The following is a 19216-nucleotide window of genomic DNA, read 5'->3' on the forward strand; positions in this document are numbered from 1 at the left end:
CATATCCTCTTAATAAACTCGTTCTTTAGGTTCGAACGGCTTGATGTATTTGGGTGAAGCATTCACCGGACGATAATCAACGCTGTTCCCTTCTTCAAAGTAAAGCGTATGCTTAATCCAGTTCGCATCATCCCGCTCAGGGAAGTCTTCCCGGCTATGTGCGCCGCGGCTCTCGGTTCGAGCCAGAGCAGACACGGCTGTTGCATAAGCGGTAGCCATCAGGTTATCAAGCTCAAGTGCGCTGATGCGTTCCGTATTAAATACCTGGCTCTTATCCTGGATCGCAGCATTTGCCAAACGGTCACGCAGAGCCTGGAGTCGATGTAACCCCTGCTCCATAACCTGGCCAGTACGGAAAACACCGAAGTCTTCCTGCATTACACGTTGCATTTCATCGCGGATAACTGCCGGACTTTCACCGTCTGTGGCTGTTTGCCAACGATTATAGCGCGCCATTGCCTGCTCAAGATCATCATCACTGATGTAAGCCATATCAGGCAGCTGATTGGACTGCCAGAGTTCTTCGACATGCAGGCCCGCGGCACGGCCGAATACAACCAAATCAAGCAACGAATTACCGCCAAGACGATTTGCGCCATGCACAGATACGCAAGCACACTCTCCAACTGCATACAGACCTTCGACAATAGAATCCTGGCCGTTTTTATGGGTAATTACCTGACCGTGGATATTGGTTGGAATTCCGCCCATACTGTAATGGCAGGTCGGTACGACTGGAATCGGCTCAACAATAGGATCAACACCGGCAAATTTTATTGACAGTTCACGGATACCTGGCAGCCTTGATTTAATCAGATCGGCACCCAGGTGATCCAGTTTCAGTTTCACATGGTCAACGCCTTTGGGATCAAAACCTTTACCAGCACGGATTTCCAGCGCCATGGAACGGGCTACCACGTCGCGTGACGCCAAATCTTTAACACGCGGTGCGTAACGCTCCATAAAACGCTCGCCGTCCTTGTTAATCAAATAACCGCCTTCGCCGCGGCAGCCTTCTGTGACCAGAGTGCCGGCACCCGCTATTCCGGTAGGATGGAATTGCCACATTTCCATATCCTGCACCGGAATACCTGCCCGTAATGCCATCCCGAAACCATCGCCAGTATTAATGTACGCGTTCGTTGTAGACTGATAAATACGGCCAGCACCGCCAGTTGCAAGAATACACACTCTTGACTGGTAAAAAACAACTTCACCGGTTTCGATACATAAAGCAGTAACGCCAGCAACTCGCCCATGAGCGTCTTTAACGATATCAAGCGCATACCACTCACTGAACACGTGGGTGTTAGCTTTTAAATTCTGCTGATAAAGTGTATGCAGCAGAGCATGACCCGTACGGTCAGCAGCAGCGCAAGTACGCGCAGCCTGTTCGCCGCCAAAATTTTTCGACTGTCCGCCAAACTGACGCTGATAGATTTTACCATTATCCATTCTGGAAAAGGGCAATCCCATATGCTCCAGTTCATAGACGGCTTCCGGACCGGTTTTGCAGAGGTACTCAATACAATCCTGGTCACCGATATAGTCAGCGCCTTTTACAGTGTCATACATATGCCAGCGCCAATCATCTTCATCCGCATTCCCTAAGGCGGCGGTAATTCCGCCTTGTGCAGATACTGTATGTGAACGAGTTGGAAACACTTTAGATATTAATGCTGTTTTCAGGCCTGAATTCGCCATTTGCAAGGCAGCGCGCATTCCCGCACCGCCGGCACCGATAATTACAGCATCAAATTTGTTTCGTGGAAATGCCATGCCTTATTGCCCCCAGACAATCATTAAACCCCAGATAAACTGACCAACTAACCAAGCAAACACCAGCATTTGTACGGATAAACGCACTACGGTACATTTGAGGTAATCAGTTGTTACTGTCCAGATTCCCACCCATGAATGCAGTGCCAACGCACCCAAGGCTGCCACGGTTGCTATTTTGAATAGCGGCAGGTGAAATAACATTTGCCACTGCTCATATTGCATGTGTGGATGCAGGATAATAAATCCTAATAGAAAAACCGCGTAATAAGCGAAATAAACGGCTGTAATCCGTTGTATTATCCAATCTTTCAAACCATTGCCGGTCAGACTGGTGACATTATTTACCATATCCAGAATCCTAGAATAATTGTTACGATAACAGACAGTACAATGACAAGTATTGCGCTGCGCCGGCCAGCACTGAGCTCTTCCCCGAAACCGAGATCCATTGCCAGGTGGCGTATACCAGCCAGCAAGTGATATCCCAGGGCAGCCATAAATGCCCATACAGCCAGTTTGTAAACCGGGTTGGCCAGCATGACCAGAACGGCATCATATGACTCACGGCCTTTCAGCGACAGGTCAAGAAAATAAATCATTAACGGCAGCAGCAAAAACATAACCACACCGGAAACCCGGTGTAGAATGGATGCAATTGCCATGGGGGGAAATTTCATCGTTCCCAAATCAAGATTAACGGGTCTTTTCTGATTCACAATAACAATCATCCCTTCTAAAAAAATGGTATAAAAATTATAACATAGATAAAAAAACCAGCGCAGTATACCACTGTGTTTTTATGGCGGAAAGGTGATATGCCCAATTTCCTTTAAAAAGCGCATTACAATTTTGTATCAGGATTGAAATGTCGGGTTTTACAGCCCAACCCAAGTTTTTTTAGGCTCCATGAACAAAATTAAGGATAGTCTGCGACACTTTTTGCGGCTGTTCTACCGGGCTTGCATGTCCTCCCGGGATAATGGCCAGCCTGGTCTGGTTTCCAATACCGTTTACCACTTCACGTGCGCCCGCCACCGGCGAAACGATATCCTCTTCAGCAGCAATGACTAATGCCGGCACCTCGATTTCATGTAACCAGTCCCTGGAATTAAATCCTTTTAAGGCATCAAGCTGGCGGCAATATCCGACATAGGTCTGTGGATAAGGGTTATCCCGTGTCAATTTGATTAAATTATCGAACTGACCAGGACGGGCGAGAAATTCGCTTGAAAAAACCCAGGGCGCGATTGACTGCACTCGAAAATTTAATGAGGCATTGCTGCGCTGTAATTCACCGGCAAACTCAAACGCCATCTCGGGTGCTTTATTAATAGAGTGGAAGGTATTAATCAGGACAATTTTACTTAAATCACGGCCAAACCTCCTAGCCATATTTTGCGCAATGGCACTGCCCATTGATTGCCCGACGATCACAGGTTTATCCAGTTCAAACCGTGTGATTAGCGCCATGACATCATCCGCCATGAGATCAATTGAATAAGGGGTATCTGGCGCATCAGTCTGTCCTATTCCCCGATTATCAAACAAAATGACTTCATGCGATCGGCTCAGATCGCCCAGAACGCCAGTCCAGAACGTATGATCACAGGAAAAGCCGGCTATTAATACCAGTGGATTTCCGTTTCCTTTGCCGTGTATTTCGTAATATATATCGATGTCATTTATCCGTATTTTTCCTGGCATTAACTGATCTCCTGCGTGCTATAATACTAGATTAAAAATTGAGTGTTGGGCTTTGCAGCCCAAACTACACTGTATTTATTCAACAACACCCTTTGTAATATTAGCGATTCTGTCAACTTCATACTATTATTATATTATTGTGATGGGAGGACAGCATGTTAGTCAAACGCCCTGTGTATGATCAACAACTCAGATGCATGGCTATCGAAATTCTTGCCAATGAGCAAGCCAGCGAACCCGGCGAGTTAGTTAATGATTTTACTACTTTAATTCAGAATATTAACTCTATTTTGCCAGTTTTTGTACCTTATGCCCTAAAACCTCTGGTTGAAAATATAGATCCGCCACTCGAAAACCCCATTATATTAAAACTGCATACTGCAGATATCAATGTGCTTTATTCCGAAAACGATCTGGAAAATTCTCCTTATTCAATTGCCTTAATGATAGACAACCCCGAACAGTTAGTCTGGATAAACTATGCGCAATATATTGCCTTAAGCGAGCAAGTAATGGCTGTTGCTGATATCGTCAAGGTAGTCCGATTTATTCAGGCTAAACGTTGCAAGGTTATCGCTTATAATATTGCCCATCTTCTGGATTTTGACCAGTGCCGGGCCATTACCATAGATTATTACTGCGGCGGTTTCCTGTTTGAGCCGCAATTACATGAAAAAAACATTGACATTGCCAGCAATAAGCTGAATTTAATTCAGTTAATCAGTGCATTACAGAACCCTAATACTAATCTGGATATTGTCTTTCAATTGATAAAAGCCGATCCCCTGTTATCGTTTCAATTGCTTAAAGTCGCTAATTCGGCAGCATTTTCCGGCTATCGTGCTGTTAACTCCATTGAGCAGGCGGTACAACGCCTGGGATTATTGCATTTGAAAAACTGGGTCATGGTGTTATCGATGAAAAATGTATCCTGTAAGCCGGTAGAAATTGTCGAAGCAGGACTGATTCGGGCTAATATGGCACAAATGCTGGCTAGCGCCAATTCAGGTTTATCTCCTCAGAGCGCGTATGTCGGCGGGCTTTTATCCGTACTTGACAGCCTTCTTGATTGCCCCATGGGTGTATTAATGGAAAAAATTACCTTGACTCACGAAATCTCTGAAGCATTGCTTTATCAAACCGGCGAACTTGGCGAATTGTTGTATTTAGTCATTAATTATGAACAGGGCAACTGGCACAACCTGACCAGCACTGAATACTATGGTCTTGATTTAAGTAAGGTGTATATTGATTGCACTGAACATGCATCGATAGGAAGACAGGTTTTCGCCTGATCAACCCATTTCTTTCCTTATTGTACAATTTTAAGGCTGCGTTAATATTTGTTGTTTATAATACATGAAATATTACATTCATGCGGACCAAACCATGTATTATGATTATATTAACTCAGATGAACGAATAAAAGGCAACAGCCTTCATAATCAAGCAGTTGAACAAGTTTTTAATCTAAACAAAGCCAAGCAGGCACTCAGACAGTATCAAGCAGGCTTGCGCAAAATCAATGCAGCGAATAAAGACGACTATAAGTCTGGGGTATACGAGGAAAATCTTGTTGCTGCTCTGACTGATATACTGTACGAAAGTTGTAATACCGTGCTTTATGTTCTTGAAAAAAAGCGCAATTGTGATGATCTGGATAAATTTGAAACGATCTGGCGTGGAGACTTAGAGCCAAAATGCCAGCAACTTCATGAGACCAAAAGCTCTTTGAAGAATATCCACAAAAAAACCACGCTCTTCAAAGGAATCGTGGATGCTTATAATGCACTTGGAACCGCATTCGAAAGAATCAGCGATACCTATCTCGATCTGAAAGAAGCTCGGATTGATTCGAATGAATCGCCAGATAAATTGCAGGAATATGAATTAAAAGCCAGCCAATGGATGAAGCGGGCTATTGAATATTACGAGAGAGCTGGCAGCAAAATTGCTAAAAATTCACATACCGAAGAAGAACTCCAGGAAACAGTTAATATCCATAGAGGTTTCCTGACCTTACTCCATAAGGAATTTTTGCATACCAACGACATAAACTCTATGGTTTGTGCTAAGCAACACATTGAAAAATATAATTTATTGCTGATTGAATGCGACGCTTTGGAAAAGCTGGATATTCTCGGCATTGCCGTTAAAGCGTCTGACGTGCTGGGCCAACCAAAGCAGGATTTGCTCGCGCAGATTAACAGTATTATACCAACCCTGTCGGAAGATGAGCTTCAAAATGACATTGTAACATATATCAAGGAACTCATTAATTGCCGTGAGCCAGGAGAGTCTGCAGATGCTAGCGACATGAATATTGTTGATTTTGACTCAGATACTGATGAAGAATTGGACTTTGAAGAGGAATTAGATTCTGAAGTAGTAGTAGAGACGGTGGCATTTGAGTCCAACGACTCCGAATTGGAATCAGAGCAGCAACCCAATAATGATATGCCCCAAAGCCATAAAAGAAGCCGTGAGGAGACTTTATCCTCTGCCTCAGATGATGCGGAATCTGTAGAGCCGTCATCCAAGAGAAGCGCTTTAACCCGTTCTGATAATCAAGAAGAGAGTACGGCATCCCGTGATTTGACAACTTCAACTCAACTACAAACTGTAGCGCCGCCAGCAGAATCAGATATTCAGTCAATTGTTCAACCAGCTTTGCCAACGCCGCAAGCAAACGAGTACTTAGAACCGCCTGTAGGCATTGTGAATCATCCAGAGCAAGCTATGGCGCCAGAGAACACCCCTATCCTAATCAAACCAAGGCCAGAAAAAGGCTGTCTCAAAGATCCAAACAAAAGCCCAAACTTAAAAACAGTACGCTTTTTGTTTTTCACTCAAGACAAGATTCAAGTCTATCCCGTAACTTCTTTACCTGCATTGGCACCAACAGATAGTGAAAACGCAGAGGGATATTCTACCGAAGACTTGAGTTTAATGGCATTTAATAAAGCCATACACTCTTTTATTGAAGAACATAAACCACAGATTAAACATGAAGAGTTTTTAGGAGACATACTTGCTTGTATTGCCTTCCATTTTCAAAATAGAGAAAAAGAGTTCCCTCTTCTGAATATAAAACTGTATTCTACGGCCTTTCGATTAGCACCTCATCAGAGTCATGTAAAAGGAAAGATGGGTGAGCTTTTTAAGAATAAATCCCTTAGAGACATGTGTGCGAGTCATAGCGAATTTACTAGCAACCCCGATTATTTCATGCGGGCAAAAGCAATTCTACCAGCTCCAGCATCGACACCAGCTCCAGGATCGCCGCCAGTTTCAGCATCGGCACGAACACCAGTACGAAACCGGGTAGATCGAGCACCACGTTCCGCAAAAGCCCTCGCACGAATGGCTGCACCTCCAGCACCTGTACTTGCACCAGCACGAAGCGGCATGGAGCTCTTTACAAGCGCAATTAACTACATGTTGGCCGAGCTTGAGGGCAGCAATAAAAATTTGGTGGTAACAGAAATCAGAAAACTTGTTGCCTCATTAAGCACCCGGAGTTCATTTAAAAAAATGACAGTTGATTTCTGCGAGCAATATTATGATGCGGCACTGGAAACACTGCATCGTACTCATGCGGATTCTGCTCCAGCGCCCAGGATGTAGATGAGTTATTTTATCCCTCTCCCCAACCCTCTCCCGATACGGGAGAGGGGGCAAGGCAGGCACAAGTGTAATCGAGGTTTTTCTTTTCAAATCTGGCGCTAACAAGCGTTCCATGCTAAAACTATCAAACAACCCCTTAATTTTTTAAAACAAAGATTGAGTAAATCAATTGCCATTGTGATTAACAACCATGCAAAAAATGCCGGGAACGCTGAAGCGTATCTCACGGGCTTTACTGAGCGAGGGGTTGATTATCATCTTTATAAGGTGGATAGCGCCGATCTGGAAAACACCCTGAAACGCTGTGTTGACGAGTACGACATGATTCTGGCCGGCGGCGGAGATGGTACTGTGCGTAGCGCTGCCCACTGGTGCGCTCATAATCATATTATACTGGGCATACTTCCCCTTGGCACTCTCAATCATTTTGCAAAAGAACTCATGCTGCCGACAACTTTAACCGAATTGATTGCCGCGATTAAGCACAAAACAACGACTACCATTGATTTGGCTGAAGTAAACGGCAAAATTTTTGTTAATAATTCATCGCTGGGATTTTATCCAAAACTGGCCAGGAAACGGGATTACTATTCACGATTCTATAATAAGTGGTTAAGCTATATTCCCAGCTTTTTTGAAACATTCCGCAACCATGAAACCTACTCATTATCCGTTAAAAGCGCTGAGCTCGACTTTAAGCTGCGAACCTCGTTTTTTATGATTAGCAATAATTTATATTCCTATCAGTTCCCGCTCACTATAGCCCGGGAAAATTTTAATGCCAAACGGCTAGGACTTTATTTTTTCAAGCATGGAAGGCTACGGTTGATGAAAATTATCCGCAGTTTATTTAATCGTAAAAAAAATTTTGAAATCCTCGAAACTACTATGCCAGTAAGCGTTTCAATTACTAACCATTCTAAAATTGCCATTTCCCTGGACGGAGACACATTTGACACTGAAACGCCATTACACTACACAATACACCCTGACGCTTTAATCCTGCTGACGAATAAACCATGAAATTTTTTCATATTTCCGATTTACATTTTGGTATGCATAAAGAGGAAATTATCATGCCTTTTCTGGCAGAGATAGCGGCCTTTGCCCCTGATATCATTATCATATCGGGTGATTTAACGCATCGCGCCACATCAGCCCAATACCAACAATTACAACGTTTTCTGAACCAGATCTCCTGCCCGATTTTAACCGTACCCGGCAACCATGACATTCCATTACATAATCCCTTTGCCCGGCTACTAAACCCATTTGACAATTATGAGTATTATTTAGGCAATAAAACCCTCAGTGAGTTTTTTAGCGATGCGGTTAATATTTTGGGTGTTAACAGTGTTAATCCCTGGCAAATAAAAAACGGCAGATTAACCCGCAGCACCATGGATTTAATCAAGCGCTCATTTGCTGAACATGAAAACAACGTTAATTTATTATTTTTCCATCATAATTTTGATTATTTGGATGGCCTGCATAAACCGTTAACCAACGATGAGCAATTCCTGCGCTTTCTGAAAACCAGCCCGGTAAATATCGTCTGTACCGGCCACCTTCATTATGCCCATGTTAATCTGGTGGAAAAAACCGACCGGCAGGTGTGTCTGGTTTTGCATGCTGGTTCGTTGTTATGTCAACGCACTAAAGACGGCTTTAATAGTTACTTTGCAATTGAGCTTAGCGGCCAGCAATGCAAGATTGATTGGCGGGTATTTAATAAAGTTTGTTTTGTGACTCAAGGGTGTTTTGAGATTAATCTTGCTGAGCCTGATGCAGTTTTAGAGAGCACTTTGCAAGCGAAATAACGTGTTGGGCTTTTACAGCCCAAGCTGCATTATCGTGAGCGCGACATTTTTACAGATGAACCGCGTGACTGGCGAAAAATCTCGCGCGGCGCCTCTGGCGGATAACCGTATTTCTCAGCAATTCGTTTGACATTCTGTAAATAAGCTTCGCCCCAACGGCCAGGGTCAAAATTGGTCACTACAACGTTATAACTCAGGTTAATAATACTCTCGAATGCCTTGCGTTGGGCAAGCTCATGGCCGCCAAATGCGACCTGTACTTCAGTTTCGGTTGCAATGCCGCCTGATTTTAATCGCTCCACCAGGATGTAAATCATTTTTTCAATGGTGTAATACAACTTGCACATCGACATTCCGGCAATAAACATTTCCTCTGCTTTGGAAGTTGATAATTTATTACCGTGATCGTAAATCGTATAGACCGGTTCATAGTCGCTTGTGCCCGGAATAATTTCAGGCTCAATCACCACAGGCGGTATGATGGGCTCAATGTCCGGCGTAAGAATGTAAAGTGAAAAATCAGCCCAATGCCACCAGAGCTGATAGACTTTCTGAACCAGAGCTAACGGATCAGACAAATCATCAATCAATATTTTCTGCCGTGCCTCTTCCGCAATTCTTTGTAATTCACTCTCAGAATCCGACGCACTATCAGCCATAATCACTACCCTTTCACTGTTTATACACTTATATTAGCTTAAATAAAGGCAATGAACACTGCCTTACTTGTTAAAAAAACGAAAAATTAATACTCCGCATGATAGGGATCAAACACATCCCGCACGGCATCGGAAAACAGATTGCTGGCCAAAACCAGGATAAACATAAAAATAAAGGCGGCAGTCATCGGCCACCATACGATAGGCTCCTGCGCCAGTTCAAGCCGGGCGCCATTAATCATATTACCCCAGCTAATCGTCATTGGCGAGACGCCAACGCCGACATAGGATAAAACAGCCTCTGCCAGCACCAAAAAGCTGAAATCAAGCACCAGGGTGATTAATACAATCGGCATCACATTTGGCAGCAAGTGCTTGCGGATAATTCGTAATGAACTACTGCCCAACGCTTTGGCAGCAAGCACATAATCCATTTCACGCAATTTTAAGGCCTCGGCACGCAGTAAACGACACAGGCTGGTCCAACTGGTAACGCCAAGTATCAAGCACAAGGCAAATAAGCGGGCATCGGCATTTTGATCAAGTGAGGTAAACTGATCCGGATGGCTTGCGATATATGTTTGCATCGATAGCACTGACGCGGTAATCAACAAAACGCCAGGGATTGAACTTAACGTGGTATAAATATACTGGATAATATCATCAATCACCCCACCGAAATAACCCGCCGCAATCCCGAACAGCAAAGCCAGCGGCAACATAAAAAGTGTAGTCAATGTTCCAATAACCAAACCGGTTCGGATGCTTTTTATGGTGTAGAAAAAAATATCCTGTCCGATTTTACCCGTTCCTAACAAGTGAAAATCCCGTGATAACCAGTAACTGGCCGCCAGCACAAACAGACAAATGCCAAATGTAACCAGCCCGCTTACCGTAACACCGCTTAACCTTAGCCTCTGCCGCAAATAAAAATGCTTAAACGCCATGATTGCGAGGCAAAGCAGTAATGTGCCAGCCAATGCCCATGCCAGGGCATAACCAGCTATTTTAGCAATCTGCCGGTTTCTTTCCCCAGTATTATAATGTGCCGGCGGATATTTAAGACGGGGATAAACCTGCTGCACCTTATCATTAATGACTACGGTTTCTGTACTGTATAAGGTAAGCGCTAATGGAGCCGAATAGGTTTTTTCATAAAAATCGCCAATCGGTGCAACCATCCTGTCCAGCAGCGATTCCAGCGTGCTGTCATTAGTCCTGAAATGAATTGAATCGACTACCCCGATTACCAGAAAAAACATCAGGATTATGCCGGAATTCAGTGCAAGCGGTTTATGTAATAACTGTTGCAGCGCTACCCGAAAAGGCTCTTTGCGCAAACCGGCGAGCAGCACAATCAAGCCAGCCAGCAGCATGACAAGAAAGCATTTATCAGTCCACAACAATTCCATATCAGCTAAACCTCACTCGCGGGTCAACCCAGGTATAGGAAATATCCGTCAAAATCAATCCGACAATATATAAAACTGAACCCAGATAAACCATTGCCCTGACAATCGCAAAATCCTGCTGCTGGATTGCGTCAATAATATAGCTACCCAATCCGGGCACGCCAAAAAATGACTCCAGCACCAGACTACCCATAAACAAAGAAGGAATAATAACCACCACACCGGTCAGGATTGGCAACATGGTATTTTTCAATACGTGAGAAAATAACACCCGCCATTCGCTTAAGCCTTTAGCACGGGCGGTTTTAACATAATCCTTGTTAATTTCCTCCAGAAACAATGTCCGGTACCAGCGTGAACCCGCGCCCAGGCCGCCAAGGATCGCGACCAATACTGGCAGAAAAACGAATTTCAGACTGTCCAGACCATCATCATAACCGGAAATTGGAACCAGTTTCAGGATTTTGCCAAAAATATACTGACCGCCGATAATATAGAACAGGCTTGAGATAGACATCAGAACGATACAAAAAAACACACCGGTCAAATCAATATAGCTGGTTCGAAAAAACGCCATAACCATCGCAAAAATAATATTGGCGAAGATACTGAATATCAGTACCGGAACGGCGATAGCAAGGCTTGGCCACATGCGATGCGAAATATCAAATCCAATATCGCGGCCGCCATCAGAAACGCCAAAATCAAACGCAAACAATTTTAACGATTTTTGATAAAACAGGGTTTGCGTCCATTGCTCGGAACCTCTCTTTGCCGGATTATAAAATAACGGCAGATCGTATCCATGCTGGCTTTTCCATTGCATAATCGCTGCAGGTTTGACATGTTTTTGCCCTAATTGCATACGCGCCATATCATCAGGTGAATTCACCATGAAGAAAAGAGCAAAGGTAATGATATTAATTCCGAACAAAATCGGGATAGCATAAATAATCCGCTTTAACAGGTAGTAGATCATGACTTACTCCTTAACGCCGGCTGATTCTGGCGTGAGCGCCAGGCAAAAAATAACGGCAATAGCAAAACCAGAAGCAGCAACACAAACACGCCAATCGGCCATAGCACCGGCTTATTCCATAATGCCCGCAAGCGATTACGTTCTTCCACATCAACAGAGATATATTTCAGAGTATTTAAACTGATCGTGTTGGGCTTAACGGCTGAGATCCATTGTTGACTTAAGATAAAGCTCTGGGTATTAATACCCCATACCCAGGGCGCATCATGGCGCGCAATCTCTACCATTTGGTCAATCAGCTGCTGCCGCTGCGGATCATTAGGCCTGTTTTTCATCAGATCGAATAATTTGTTATAAGCAGGATTGTCATAATTGGCTGCGTTTTCCCCACCGTGTTTGACTTTGCCGTTCAGGCCATACAAGGTAAACAGAAAATTCTCCGGATCAGGGTAATCAGCATTCCAGCCCCAACTGAAAATCTGAGCATTGCCATTGCGCATTTTTTCCTGAAAGCGATTGTATTGAGTGCCGCGAATATTTAAATCAATTCCGATTTTTGCAAATTGTTTACGCATCCAGTCTAACTGGGTTTTATCATCAGGGCCGCCTGTCACCGGAACATCATAATGTAAAATTAACGCCCGTCCGGTTTTAGGGTCATGTCCGCCCGGATAGCCTGCTGCTTTCATTAACTGACGGGCGTCATTAATTGAGCGCCGCTTGCGCTTGCCGTCCGCCCAACGATAGACATAGGGGTTTATACCCGCTTTCCCTTCCTTATAACCGAAAATGCCGGGAGGCACTGGTCCCTGAGCAGGTAAACCGCGGCCATTAAAAAAAATAGTGATGTTTTCATCGTAATTAACAGCAATGGAAATCGCCTGACGTAATTTTCTGGCTCGTTCACTGCGGCCGCCGACCACTGGATCAAGCATATTAAATCCCAGATAATACACGGTTGGATCGGTTGTCTGGGTCAGGCGGATATTCATTGCCCGCATTTCAGGGGTCAGTACCGGCTTGCCAGCCTGATTAATACGTATAGCCTGATCAAAGCTTTCAGCAGAAATACCCGACAAATCATAATAACCCTGTAAAAACTTGTTCCAGCGCGGGATTGATTCTTTTTCAAGGGTATAAACTGCCTGCTCAATCAAAGGCAAACGTTCGCCAACCTGATGCTGGTATCCCTTACTGATATCATCACTGGAGCCATGTCCGGGAAAAAATTCCTGACGGAAATTGGGATTTTTATGTAATACCATGCGCCGGTTAGGATTATTTTCGGTCAGCATGAAAGGCCCTGTGCCAATAGGATACCAGTCAAAAGTTAAATTTTTATCTTCCATGCCGGGCTGAGAATAAAACTTGTCAGCCTCCCAAGGGATTGGTGAAAAAAATGGCATGGCCAGCCAAAACATAAACTGGGGATAGACGCCCTTGAGGGTAATTTCAAAGGTATAATCATCAATTTTAAACACGCCAGCCAGAGAATAGCGCTTAAGATCGAGGTATTCGCCTTCTCTGGCTTCAGGCAGGCTGGCGGCAAACTCGCGAAAACCGGTAATATGCTCACTCATCAGGCCATAGATTGATGAATTAACTGCCGGGCTTGCCAGACGTTTGATTTCATAAATATAGTCATCCGCCACAACCTCACGGGTTCCGGTATATTTAAAATCAGCTAACTGGGAAATATCGTTTTCTTCCAGATAATCCTCATTCAAATCCAGATAGCGGTATTGCCCCTGTTCATCTTTTGCCAGCGCCGGGTGCGGTTGATAATAAAGTCCTGGTTTAATGTGAATGGTATATACGCTATAAGCGACATTGGGATCGTCTGAGGCAGCGACAGGCTGATGGAGTTTATTCAGATAGCGGATTTCCGGCATTGCGGCGGCGGTTGAAGGAACGAGTTTATAAGGCCTGATATAATAATCATATTGCAAAACCGGTTCATAAATCTGGGCAATAAACTGGTATTCATTCGATGAGTAAGAACGCGCCGGATCCAGGGTTTTAGGTTGTTCGGTGAAGGAAGAATAATAAATTTTTTTATCGGCATCTTCTGCGGGATAGGGGTTATTTAATACCCAACTCTGGGCACAGCTATGGGAAAGCAACCCTGCGAGCAATAAAGCGATCCTTGTTTTATACAATGCAGACAAAGCTATTCCATGCAAATTGATTGTTATTTCAAGGTATTATAAGGAAAAAATTGTAAAATGAGTAGCTGGGGTTGGATATATAGCCTACGCAGGAGAAATTATGCGATAAAAAACCGGCGGCAAAGCCGCACATTTAAAACAGCTGCTGCGGCAACTATTTTTTTCATCGCATTTGGCAATCACCCCTTTTCGCATCCAGAGATCAAGCATGGGCTGCAGGGTTTGGATATCAATGGCTAATTCCCGGGCCAATTGCTGGTTACTGGCCACTTTTTCACGTACCAGATAATCACGGATGCGATATAGCATAAGGCCCTCCATCAGGTGCGCTGCGATTACGGAGCCATGCGATAAATAACACAACCCCTGTAATCATTAGCCCGCACCATAGTAATGATTGTTCCGGGTGCTGGCTGAAGGTGCCGATTTGGTAGAAAATTACCGCACAGGCATAGGCAAGCAGCAGCGACCAGGCCACTGAAAACCACATTAACCGGCGGCTCGCTTCCTGTCGAATCACTGCCATAGTTGATACACAGGGAATATACAATAAGATAAACAGCATATAGGCATAAGCGCCGATTTTACCATCAAAGCGCGCAGCCATCATGCCATAGACTGATTTCGACACCTCACTGTCAGGCGCACTGGCCTGAATGGGATTAATTAAAGCCTGCCCTAACTCGGCAAAATTGTGCGGCACCGACCAGCAAGCCTCTTTAAGCGAACCCCAGAAATCAAAGGCAACCGCTTGCGCGTGACTTAAATGCCCTAACTGGGCATACAGGGAATTCAACGTGCCAACGACAACTTCCTTGGCGAGCATCCCGGTTAACAAACCAACGGTTGCCGGCCAATTATCCTGATGTAACCCCATCGGAGAAAAAATCGGAGTCAGCCACTGTCCTGCAAGAGATAGAACTGAATGCGTATTCGCCTTATCAGCGCTGAAACCGCCATCAATAGTCAGTGCGTTAAGACCGCCTAACAAAACACAAATTGGAATAATTAATCGCCCGGCGCGAATAATAAAGTGACGTAGCCTTAAGCCAGTTTCCCGGCACAGGCGTTTTAAAGAGGGTCGGTGGTAGGCTGGCAACTCCAGGATTAACGGCGAAGTCTGACCGCGCATTGAGGTTTTTCGTAACAGAAAACCGGTTAGTACTGCCATGGCTATGCCAATTAAATAAAGCGAAAAAACAATATTCTGGCCGCCGACCGGGAAAAATGCCGCAACAAAAACCGCATAAATGGCCAGACGCGCACTGCATGACATAAACGGCGCCATCAATACTGTTAACAGGCGATCACGCTCGGAATCCAGCGTACGCGCTGCCATAATCGCAGGTACATTGCAGCCAAACCCAACGATCATAGGTACAAAAGACTTACCGGGTAAGCCGAGCACCCGCATAATCTTATCCACAACAAACGCCGCCCGCGCCATATATCCCGATGCTTCAAGCAGCGATAAGAAGAAAAACATGGCGGCAATGACCGGAATAAAGGTCAGCGTGGTATTAATTCCAACCCCTATACCATTTGCAACGATGGCAATAATCCACTGTGGGGTATGGATTTGAGACAATAACCAGGCGCTGCCTTGTACAAAGACGGCATCGGTGGCGATATCAAAAAAATCCTGGAATGCGCCGCCTATGTTAATGGCAAATAAAAACATTAAATACATCACGCCCAAAAAGATCGGCAATGCCCAATAACGGTGCAACACAATACGATCAACACGAGCGGTAAAATGCTCGCTGGCATCACTGTTTTTCTTTTGTACTGCACTGACCAGCTGGTGTATATAACCATAACGGGCATCCGCAATACTGATATCAGCATCAGCCGGACAGTCCAGCGCTGAGAGGTATTCTGCAGCGCCATCATCCAGCAGCGCCGTATCGCCTTCAATCGCCCGCCAGCTGGTATAATCGGCAACTGCCGGCAAGGCGGATTGATTATTAACCAGATAGGTCTGTAATAGCGATTGAATCCGGCTAATTTGCTCAGAAACGGCAAGAGGCATTGGCTCAGCAACATCCTGATGGCTGGCGATGCTTTTCAGCAAGGCTGAAATACCGGTTTTTTTATGGGCCTGGATAGGAATAACCGGGCAATTCAACTGTCGCGATAATCGATTGACATCTATAGAAATTCCGCGCTGTTCGGCGATATCGATCATATTCAATGCAATAACAACCGGCTTGCCTAACTCCAGCAATTGGCTGGTCAGGTATAAATGGCGCTCAAGATGGCAGGCATCAATAACATTAATAATCATATCAGCCGGCAAATCCTTGACTGCGCTGGCAGCAATCCGCTCATCCTGGCTTGAGCCCTGGCCAATTGCGGTCAGGGAATAAACACCCGGTAAATCAGTTACCAGGATATGCTGATGGCCAATGCTGAATCTGCCGGTTTTCTTTTCAACCGTAACCCCGGGCCAGTTTCCTACCCGTTGGTTATCGCCAGTCAAGGCATTGAACAAGGTTGTTTTGCCGCAGTTAGGATTGCCTGCAAGTAATATATGGGTCATACTCGCTCCAGCTCAAGATTTTCAGCTTCTTCCTTACGCAGAGTCAGTGCTGTGCCCCGCACTTCGATTTGCAGCGGGCAACCAAGAGGGGCAAGGCGAATTACTGAAAACTCTACACCGCGGGTAATACCTAACGACAACAGACGCTTCCGATAAAGTATATCGGTAGCCCCGAAGTCTATCAGACGGACACGGTCGCCTTTCACTAATTCATTAATGCGCATGGTTGAATCACAAAAGCAAAACGGAAATATTATAAATGATATCAAGAATCATTCTCATTTGGAAGTGGTTTCTGCAGGTTATTTTGGATCTGGCTTTCTAACCTGTTTTTCCCTCTCCCCTACCCCTCTCCCGATACGGGAGAGGGATTTAAAACCCCACCGTCACTAAAGCTCCCTCTCCCGTATCGGGAGAGGGTTGGGGAGAGGGAGTTTACCCCCCACCGTCATTAAAGCCCTCTCTCCCGTACCGGGAGAGGGTTGAGGAGAGGGAATTTACCCCCCCACCGCCACTGAAGTTCCCTCTCCCGTATCGGGAGAGGGTTGGGGAGAGGGAATTTAAACCCCCACCGCCACTAAAGCCCCCTCTCCCGTACCGGGAGAGGGTTGAGGAGAGGGAATTTACCCCCACCGCCACTAAAGCCCCCTCTCCCGTACCGGGAGAGGGTTGGGGAGAGGGTATTTAAATTTTCTACAAGCTCTGTGAAATCCTTCTCGGATGGCGGCGTTGATAATCTACAGACTGCATTTCTTTCAAACGGCTATAAGTTCGTTGAAAAGTCTGCAGCATTTCACCATCCGTATAAAGCTCCTCCACAGGTACAGCTGCAGAAATCACTAAACGAATGCCGCGATCATACATTACGTCGATAAAATGAATTAATAAAATCGCGGCCATTGTGTCATTTTTTCCCAACGCAGGGATATTACTCACAAAGACCGTATCAAAACGATCGGCAATTTCGAGATAATCCAGCTGGCTGCGAGGCTTGTTGCAAATGATAGTAAACTCAAACCAGATCGAACGCCCGCTGCATTGATTATAAACAATCTCACGATTCTGGACAGTGATTAAACCATCATGCTGTACTGCCTCCCCTTTGGTCACTAATACAAACTGCCTGTCCATAGTCAACGCCGCTTCTTCATCGAGCGGAGTGAGATACGTTTCCAGTAAAATTTCCCGTCCCAGACGGTAATCACGCTTTTCGCCCAAATTTAATACTTCGCAATGTGCTTTAATAGCAGCAATAGCAGGCAGAAACCGCGCGCGCTGCACGCCTTTCAGATAGAGATTATCCGGGAGCGTATTGGAGGTCGCAACCAGAACAACGCCTTTGTCAAATATGGCTTGCAGCAGTTCTGCCAGGATCATGGCATAGGCGACATCTTCCACCAAAAACTCATCAAAACAGAGCAAGCGGGTTGAGGCAGCCAGCTCTTCCGCAATACGTTGCAGCGGGTTTTTCTGGCCTTGTAAGCGCCGGAGCCGGGCATCTATTTGCTGCATGAAGTGATGGAAGTGAAAGCGTTTTTTCTGCTCAATGGCCACATAATCAAAAAACAAATCCATCAGAAAAGTCTTGCCGACACCGACCTGACCATACAGATAAACCCCTTTGATTTCCTCCTGACGCAGCCAGGGCAGCCAGCGTTTTTTCGGTGCGGTTAATTGCACCGCCAGTCGTTGTAATGAGGAAAGCTGCTCACGCTGGACCGGATCATTTTCAATTTCGGCGTTTGCTACGGCGGCATCATATTGATCAAACAATGTCATTGAGAAAAACCTGCCTGCCTGATTATTGCCGCTATCGCTTCTTTTAATTCCAGTAATTTGCCATGAAAAAAATGACCAGTACCGGCAAAGCGGGTAATCGGCAACGGCGGTGAAAATTTCTCGCTAAATGCCTGCACTAACGACAAGGGCACCACATCATCGTCATCACCCTGGATAATGAACCAGGACGGTACCGGCTCAAATTCCTGATAGTCATAATGATGTACTGGCGGCGCTATCGTTAGCAACAGCCTGGTACCAGCCTGAGCCGCAGAGCGCCAGGCGACATAAGAGCCAAATGAGAAACCGGCAAACACAAATTCACTATCAGGCTGACGCTCTTTCCAGAGCGTCATTAATTGCAGCATGTCCTTACTCTCGCCTATCCCTTCATCGTATTGACCTTCTGAGTTTCCCACGCCGCGGAAATTAAAACGAACAGAGGGAATACCGGCATCCCGGAACGCTCTGGCCATTGTGGTGACCACTTTATTATTCATCGTTCCGCCTTGTAGCGAGTGCGGGTGCCCTAACAATGCAATGGTCTGGCTGGTAATAGCGTCCGGAACGGTCAGTATTGCTTCAAGCTGGCCAACTACGCCTTGAAACACAAAACCATGCTCACCCGGGCTGGTCAATTGCTCAATAGGTAACATAATGATTTTCACTAATTCAGGATAAACAAAAATAATAACCGATCTTGCAATTTAATGCCCGTCCTTTATAAGATCAGAAGTGCGCCGA

General features: G+C 45.2%; 17 protein-coding genes. 4 read left to right on the forward strand and 13 right to left on the reverse strand.

Annotated features, from left to right (window positions below; genetic code table 11):
• Nucleotides 1-9: 9 nt before the first annotated feature.
• The 4 genes from sdhA to ACFORL_RS07250 form a co-directional block, all read right to left on the reverse strand.
• A complete protein-coding gene (sdhA, locus tag ACFORL_RS07235; RefSeq protein ID WP_382342559.1) occupies nt 10-1779 on the reverse strand; it encodes a succinate dehydrogenase flavoprotein subunit in 1770 nt (589 codons plus the stop codon).
• Nucleotides 1780-1782: 3 nt separating this feature from the next.
• The gene (gene sdhD, locus ACFORL_RS07240; protein WP_382342561.1) at nt 1783-2130 is read right to left on the reverse strand and encodes a succinate dehydrogenase, hydrophobic membrane anchor protein; all 348 of its coding nucleotides are present in this window, start codon (nt 2128-2130) and stop codon (nt 1783-1785) included.
• Nucleotides 2124-2498 carry a succinate dehydrogenase, cytochrome b556 subunit gene (gene sdhC, locus ACFORL_RS07245; RefSeq protein WP_382342563.1) on the reverse strand — a complete coding sequence of 125 codons (375 nt, stop codon included), beginning with the start codon at nt 2496-2498 and terminating at the stop codon, nt 2124-2126. Before sdhC ends, sdhD begins: the two co-directional genes overlap by 7 nt.
• A 181-nt stretch (nt 2499-2679) precedes the next feature.
• Nucleotides 2680-3486, reverse strand: coding sequence for an alpha/beta fold hydrolase (locus tag ACFORL_RS07250; RefSeq protein WP_382342566.1), 807 nt, complete (start codon nt 3484-3486; stop codon nt 2680-2682).
• A 155-nt stretch (nt 3487-3641) separates the two neighbouring features.
• Here ACFORL_RS07250 and ACFORL_RS07255 point away from each other — a divergent pair, with 155 nt between their 5' ends.
• The 4 genes from ACFORL_RS07255 to ACFORL_RS07270 all read left to right on the forward strand — a co-directional run bounded on the left by ACFORL_RS07255 (nt 3642) and on the right by ACFORL_RS07270 (nt 8933).
• The gene (locus tag ACFORL_RS07255) at nt 3642-4781 is read left to right on the forward strand and encodes an EAL and HDOD domain-containing protein (RefSeq protein ID WP_382342568.1); all 1140 of its coding nucleotides are present in this window, start codon (nt 3642-3644) and stop codon (nt 4779-4781) included.
• A 94-nt stretch (nt 4782-4875) separates the two neighbouring features.
• Nucleotides 4876-7113 carry a hypothetical protein gene (locus ACFORL_RS07260; protein ID WP_382342570.1) on the forward strand — a complete coding sequence of 746 codons (2238 nt, stop codon included), beginning with the start codon at nt 4876-4878 and terminating at the stop codon, nt 7111-7113.
• A 156-nt stretch (nt 7114-7269) separates the two neighbouring features.
• A complete protein-coding gene (locus ACFORL_RS07265) occupies nt 7270-8136 on the forward strand; it encodes a diacylglycerol/lipid kinase family protein (RefSeq protein WP_382342572.1) in 867 nt (288 codons plus the stop codon).
• Nucleotides 8133-8933 carry a metallophosphoesterase family protein gene (locus tag ACFORL_RS07270; protein WP_382342574.1) on the forward strand — a complete coding sequence of 267 codons (801 nt, stop codon included), beginning with the start codon at nt 8133-8135 and terminating at the stop codon, nt 8931-8933. The genes ACFORL_RS07265 and ACFORL_RS07270 overlap by 4 nt, the downstream gene beginning before the upstream one ends.
• 29 nt (nt 8934-8962) lie before the next feature.
• On the opposite strand, the gene ACFORL_RS07275 is transcribed toward ACFORL_RS07270, so the two are convergent.
• The 9 genes from ACFORL_RS07275 to ACFORL_RS07315 all read right to left on the reverse strand — a co-directional run bounded on the left by ACFORL_RS07275 (nt 8963) and on the right by ACFORL_RS07315 (nt 19128).
• Nucleotides 8963-9592: a virulence factor gene (locus tag ACFORL_RS07275; protein WP_382342576.1), complete on the reverse strand. Its 630-nt coding sequence runs from the start codon at nt 9590-9592 to the stop codon at nt 8963-8965.
• 86 nt (nt 9593-9678) lie between these two features.
• A complete protein-coding gene (locus ACFORL_RS07280) occupies nt 9679-11004 on the reverse strand; it encodes an ABC transporter permease (RefSeq protein WP_382342578.1) in 1326 nt (441 codons plus the stop codon).
• 1 nt (nt 11005) lies between these two features.
• Complete coding sequence (locus ACFORL_RS07285; RefSeq protein WP_382342580.1) at nt 11006-11983, reverse strand: ABC transporter permease; 978 nt, start codon at nt 11981-11983, stop codon at nt 11006-11008.
• The gene (locus ACFORL_RS07290; protein WP_382342690.1) at nt 11980-14142 is read right to left on the reverse strand and encodes an ABC transporter substrate-binding protein; all 2163 of its coding nucleotides are present in this window, start codon (nt 14140-14142) and stop codon (nt 11980-11982) included. Before ACFORL_RS07290 ends, ACFORL_RS07285 begins: the two co-directional genes overlap by 4 nt.
• A gap of 93 nt (nt 14143-14235) precedes the next feature.
• On the reverse strand, nt 14236-14460 hold the full coding sequence (locus ACFORL_RS07295) for a FeoC-like transcriptional regulator (RefSeq protein ID WP_382342582.1): 225 nt from the start codon (nt 14458-14460) through the stop codon (nt 14236-14238).
• Nucleotides 14441-16693, reverse strand: coding sequence for a Fe(2+) transporter permease subunit FeoB (gene feoB, locus ACFORL_RS07300; RefSeq protein WP_382342584.1), 2253 nt, complete (start codon nt 16691-16693; stop codon nt 14441-14443). Before feoB ends, ACFORL_RS07295 begins: the two co-directional genes overlap by 20 nt.
• Entirely contained in the window at nt 16690-16917 is a 228-nt protein-coding gene (locus ACFORL_RS07305; protein WP_382342586.1) for a FeoA family protein, read from the reverse strand. Before ACFORL_RS07305 ends, feoB begins: the two co-directional genes overlap by 4 nt.
• A gap of 469 nt (nt 16918-17386) precedes the next feature.
• Nucleotides 17387-18472, reverse strand: a complete 1086-nt coding sequence (gene zapE, locus ACFORL_RS07310; protein WP_382342588.1) for a cell division protein ZapE — start codon at nt 18470-18472, stop codon at nt 17387-17389.
• A complete protein-coding gene (locus tag ACFORL_RS07315) occupies nt 18469-19128 on the reverse strand; it encodes an alpha/beta hydrolase (RefSeq protein ID WP_382342590.1) in 660 nt (219 codons plus the stop codon). Before ACFORL_RS07315 ends, zapE begins: the two co-directional genes overlap by 4 nt.
• Nucleotides 19129-19216 lie beyond the last annotated feature (88 nt).

Source organism: Legionella dresdenensis (genome assembly GCF_042649825.1).
GTDB classification, from domain to species: Bacteria; Pseudomonadota; Gammaproteobacteria; order Legionellales; family Legionellaceae; genus Legionella_C; species Legionella_C dresdenensis.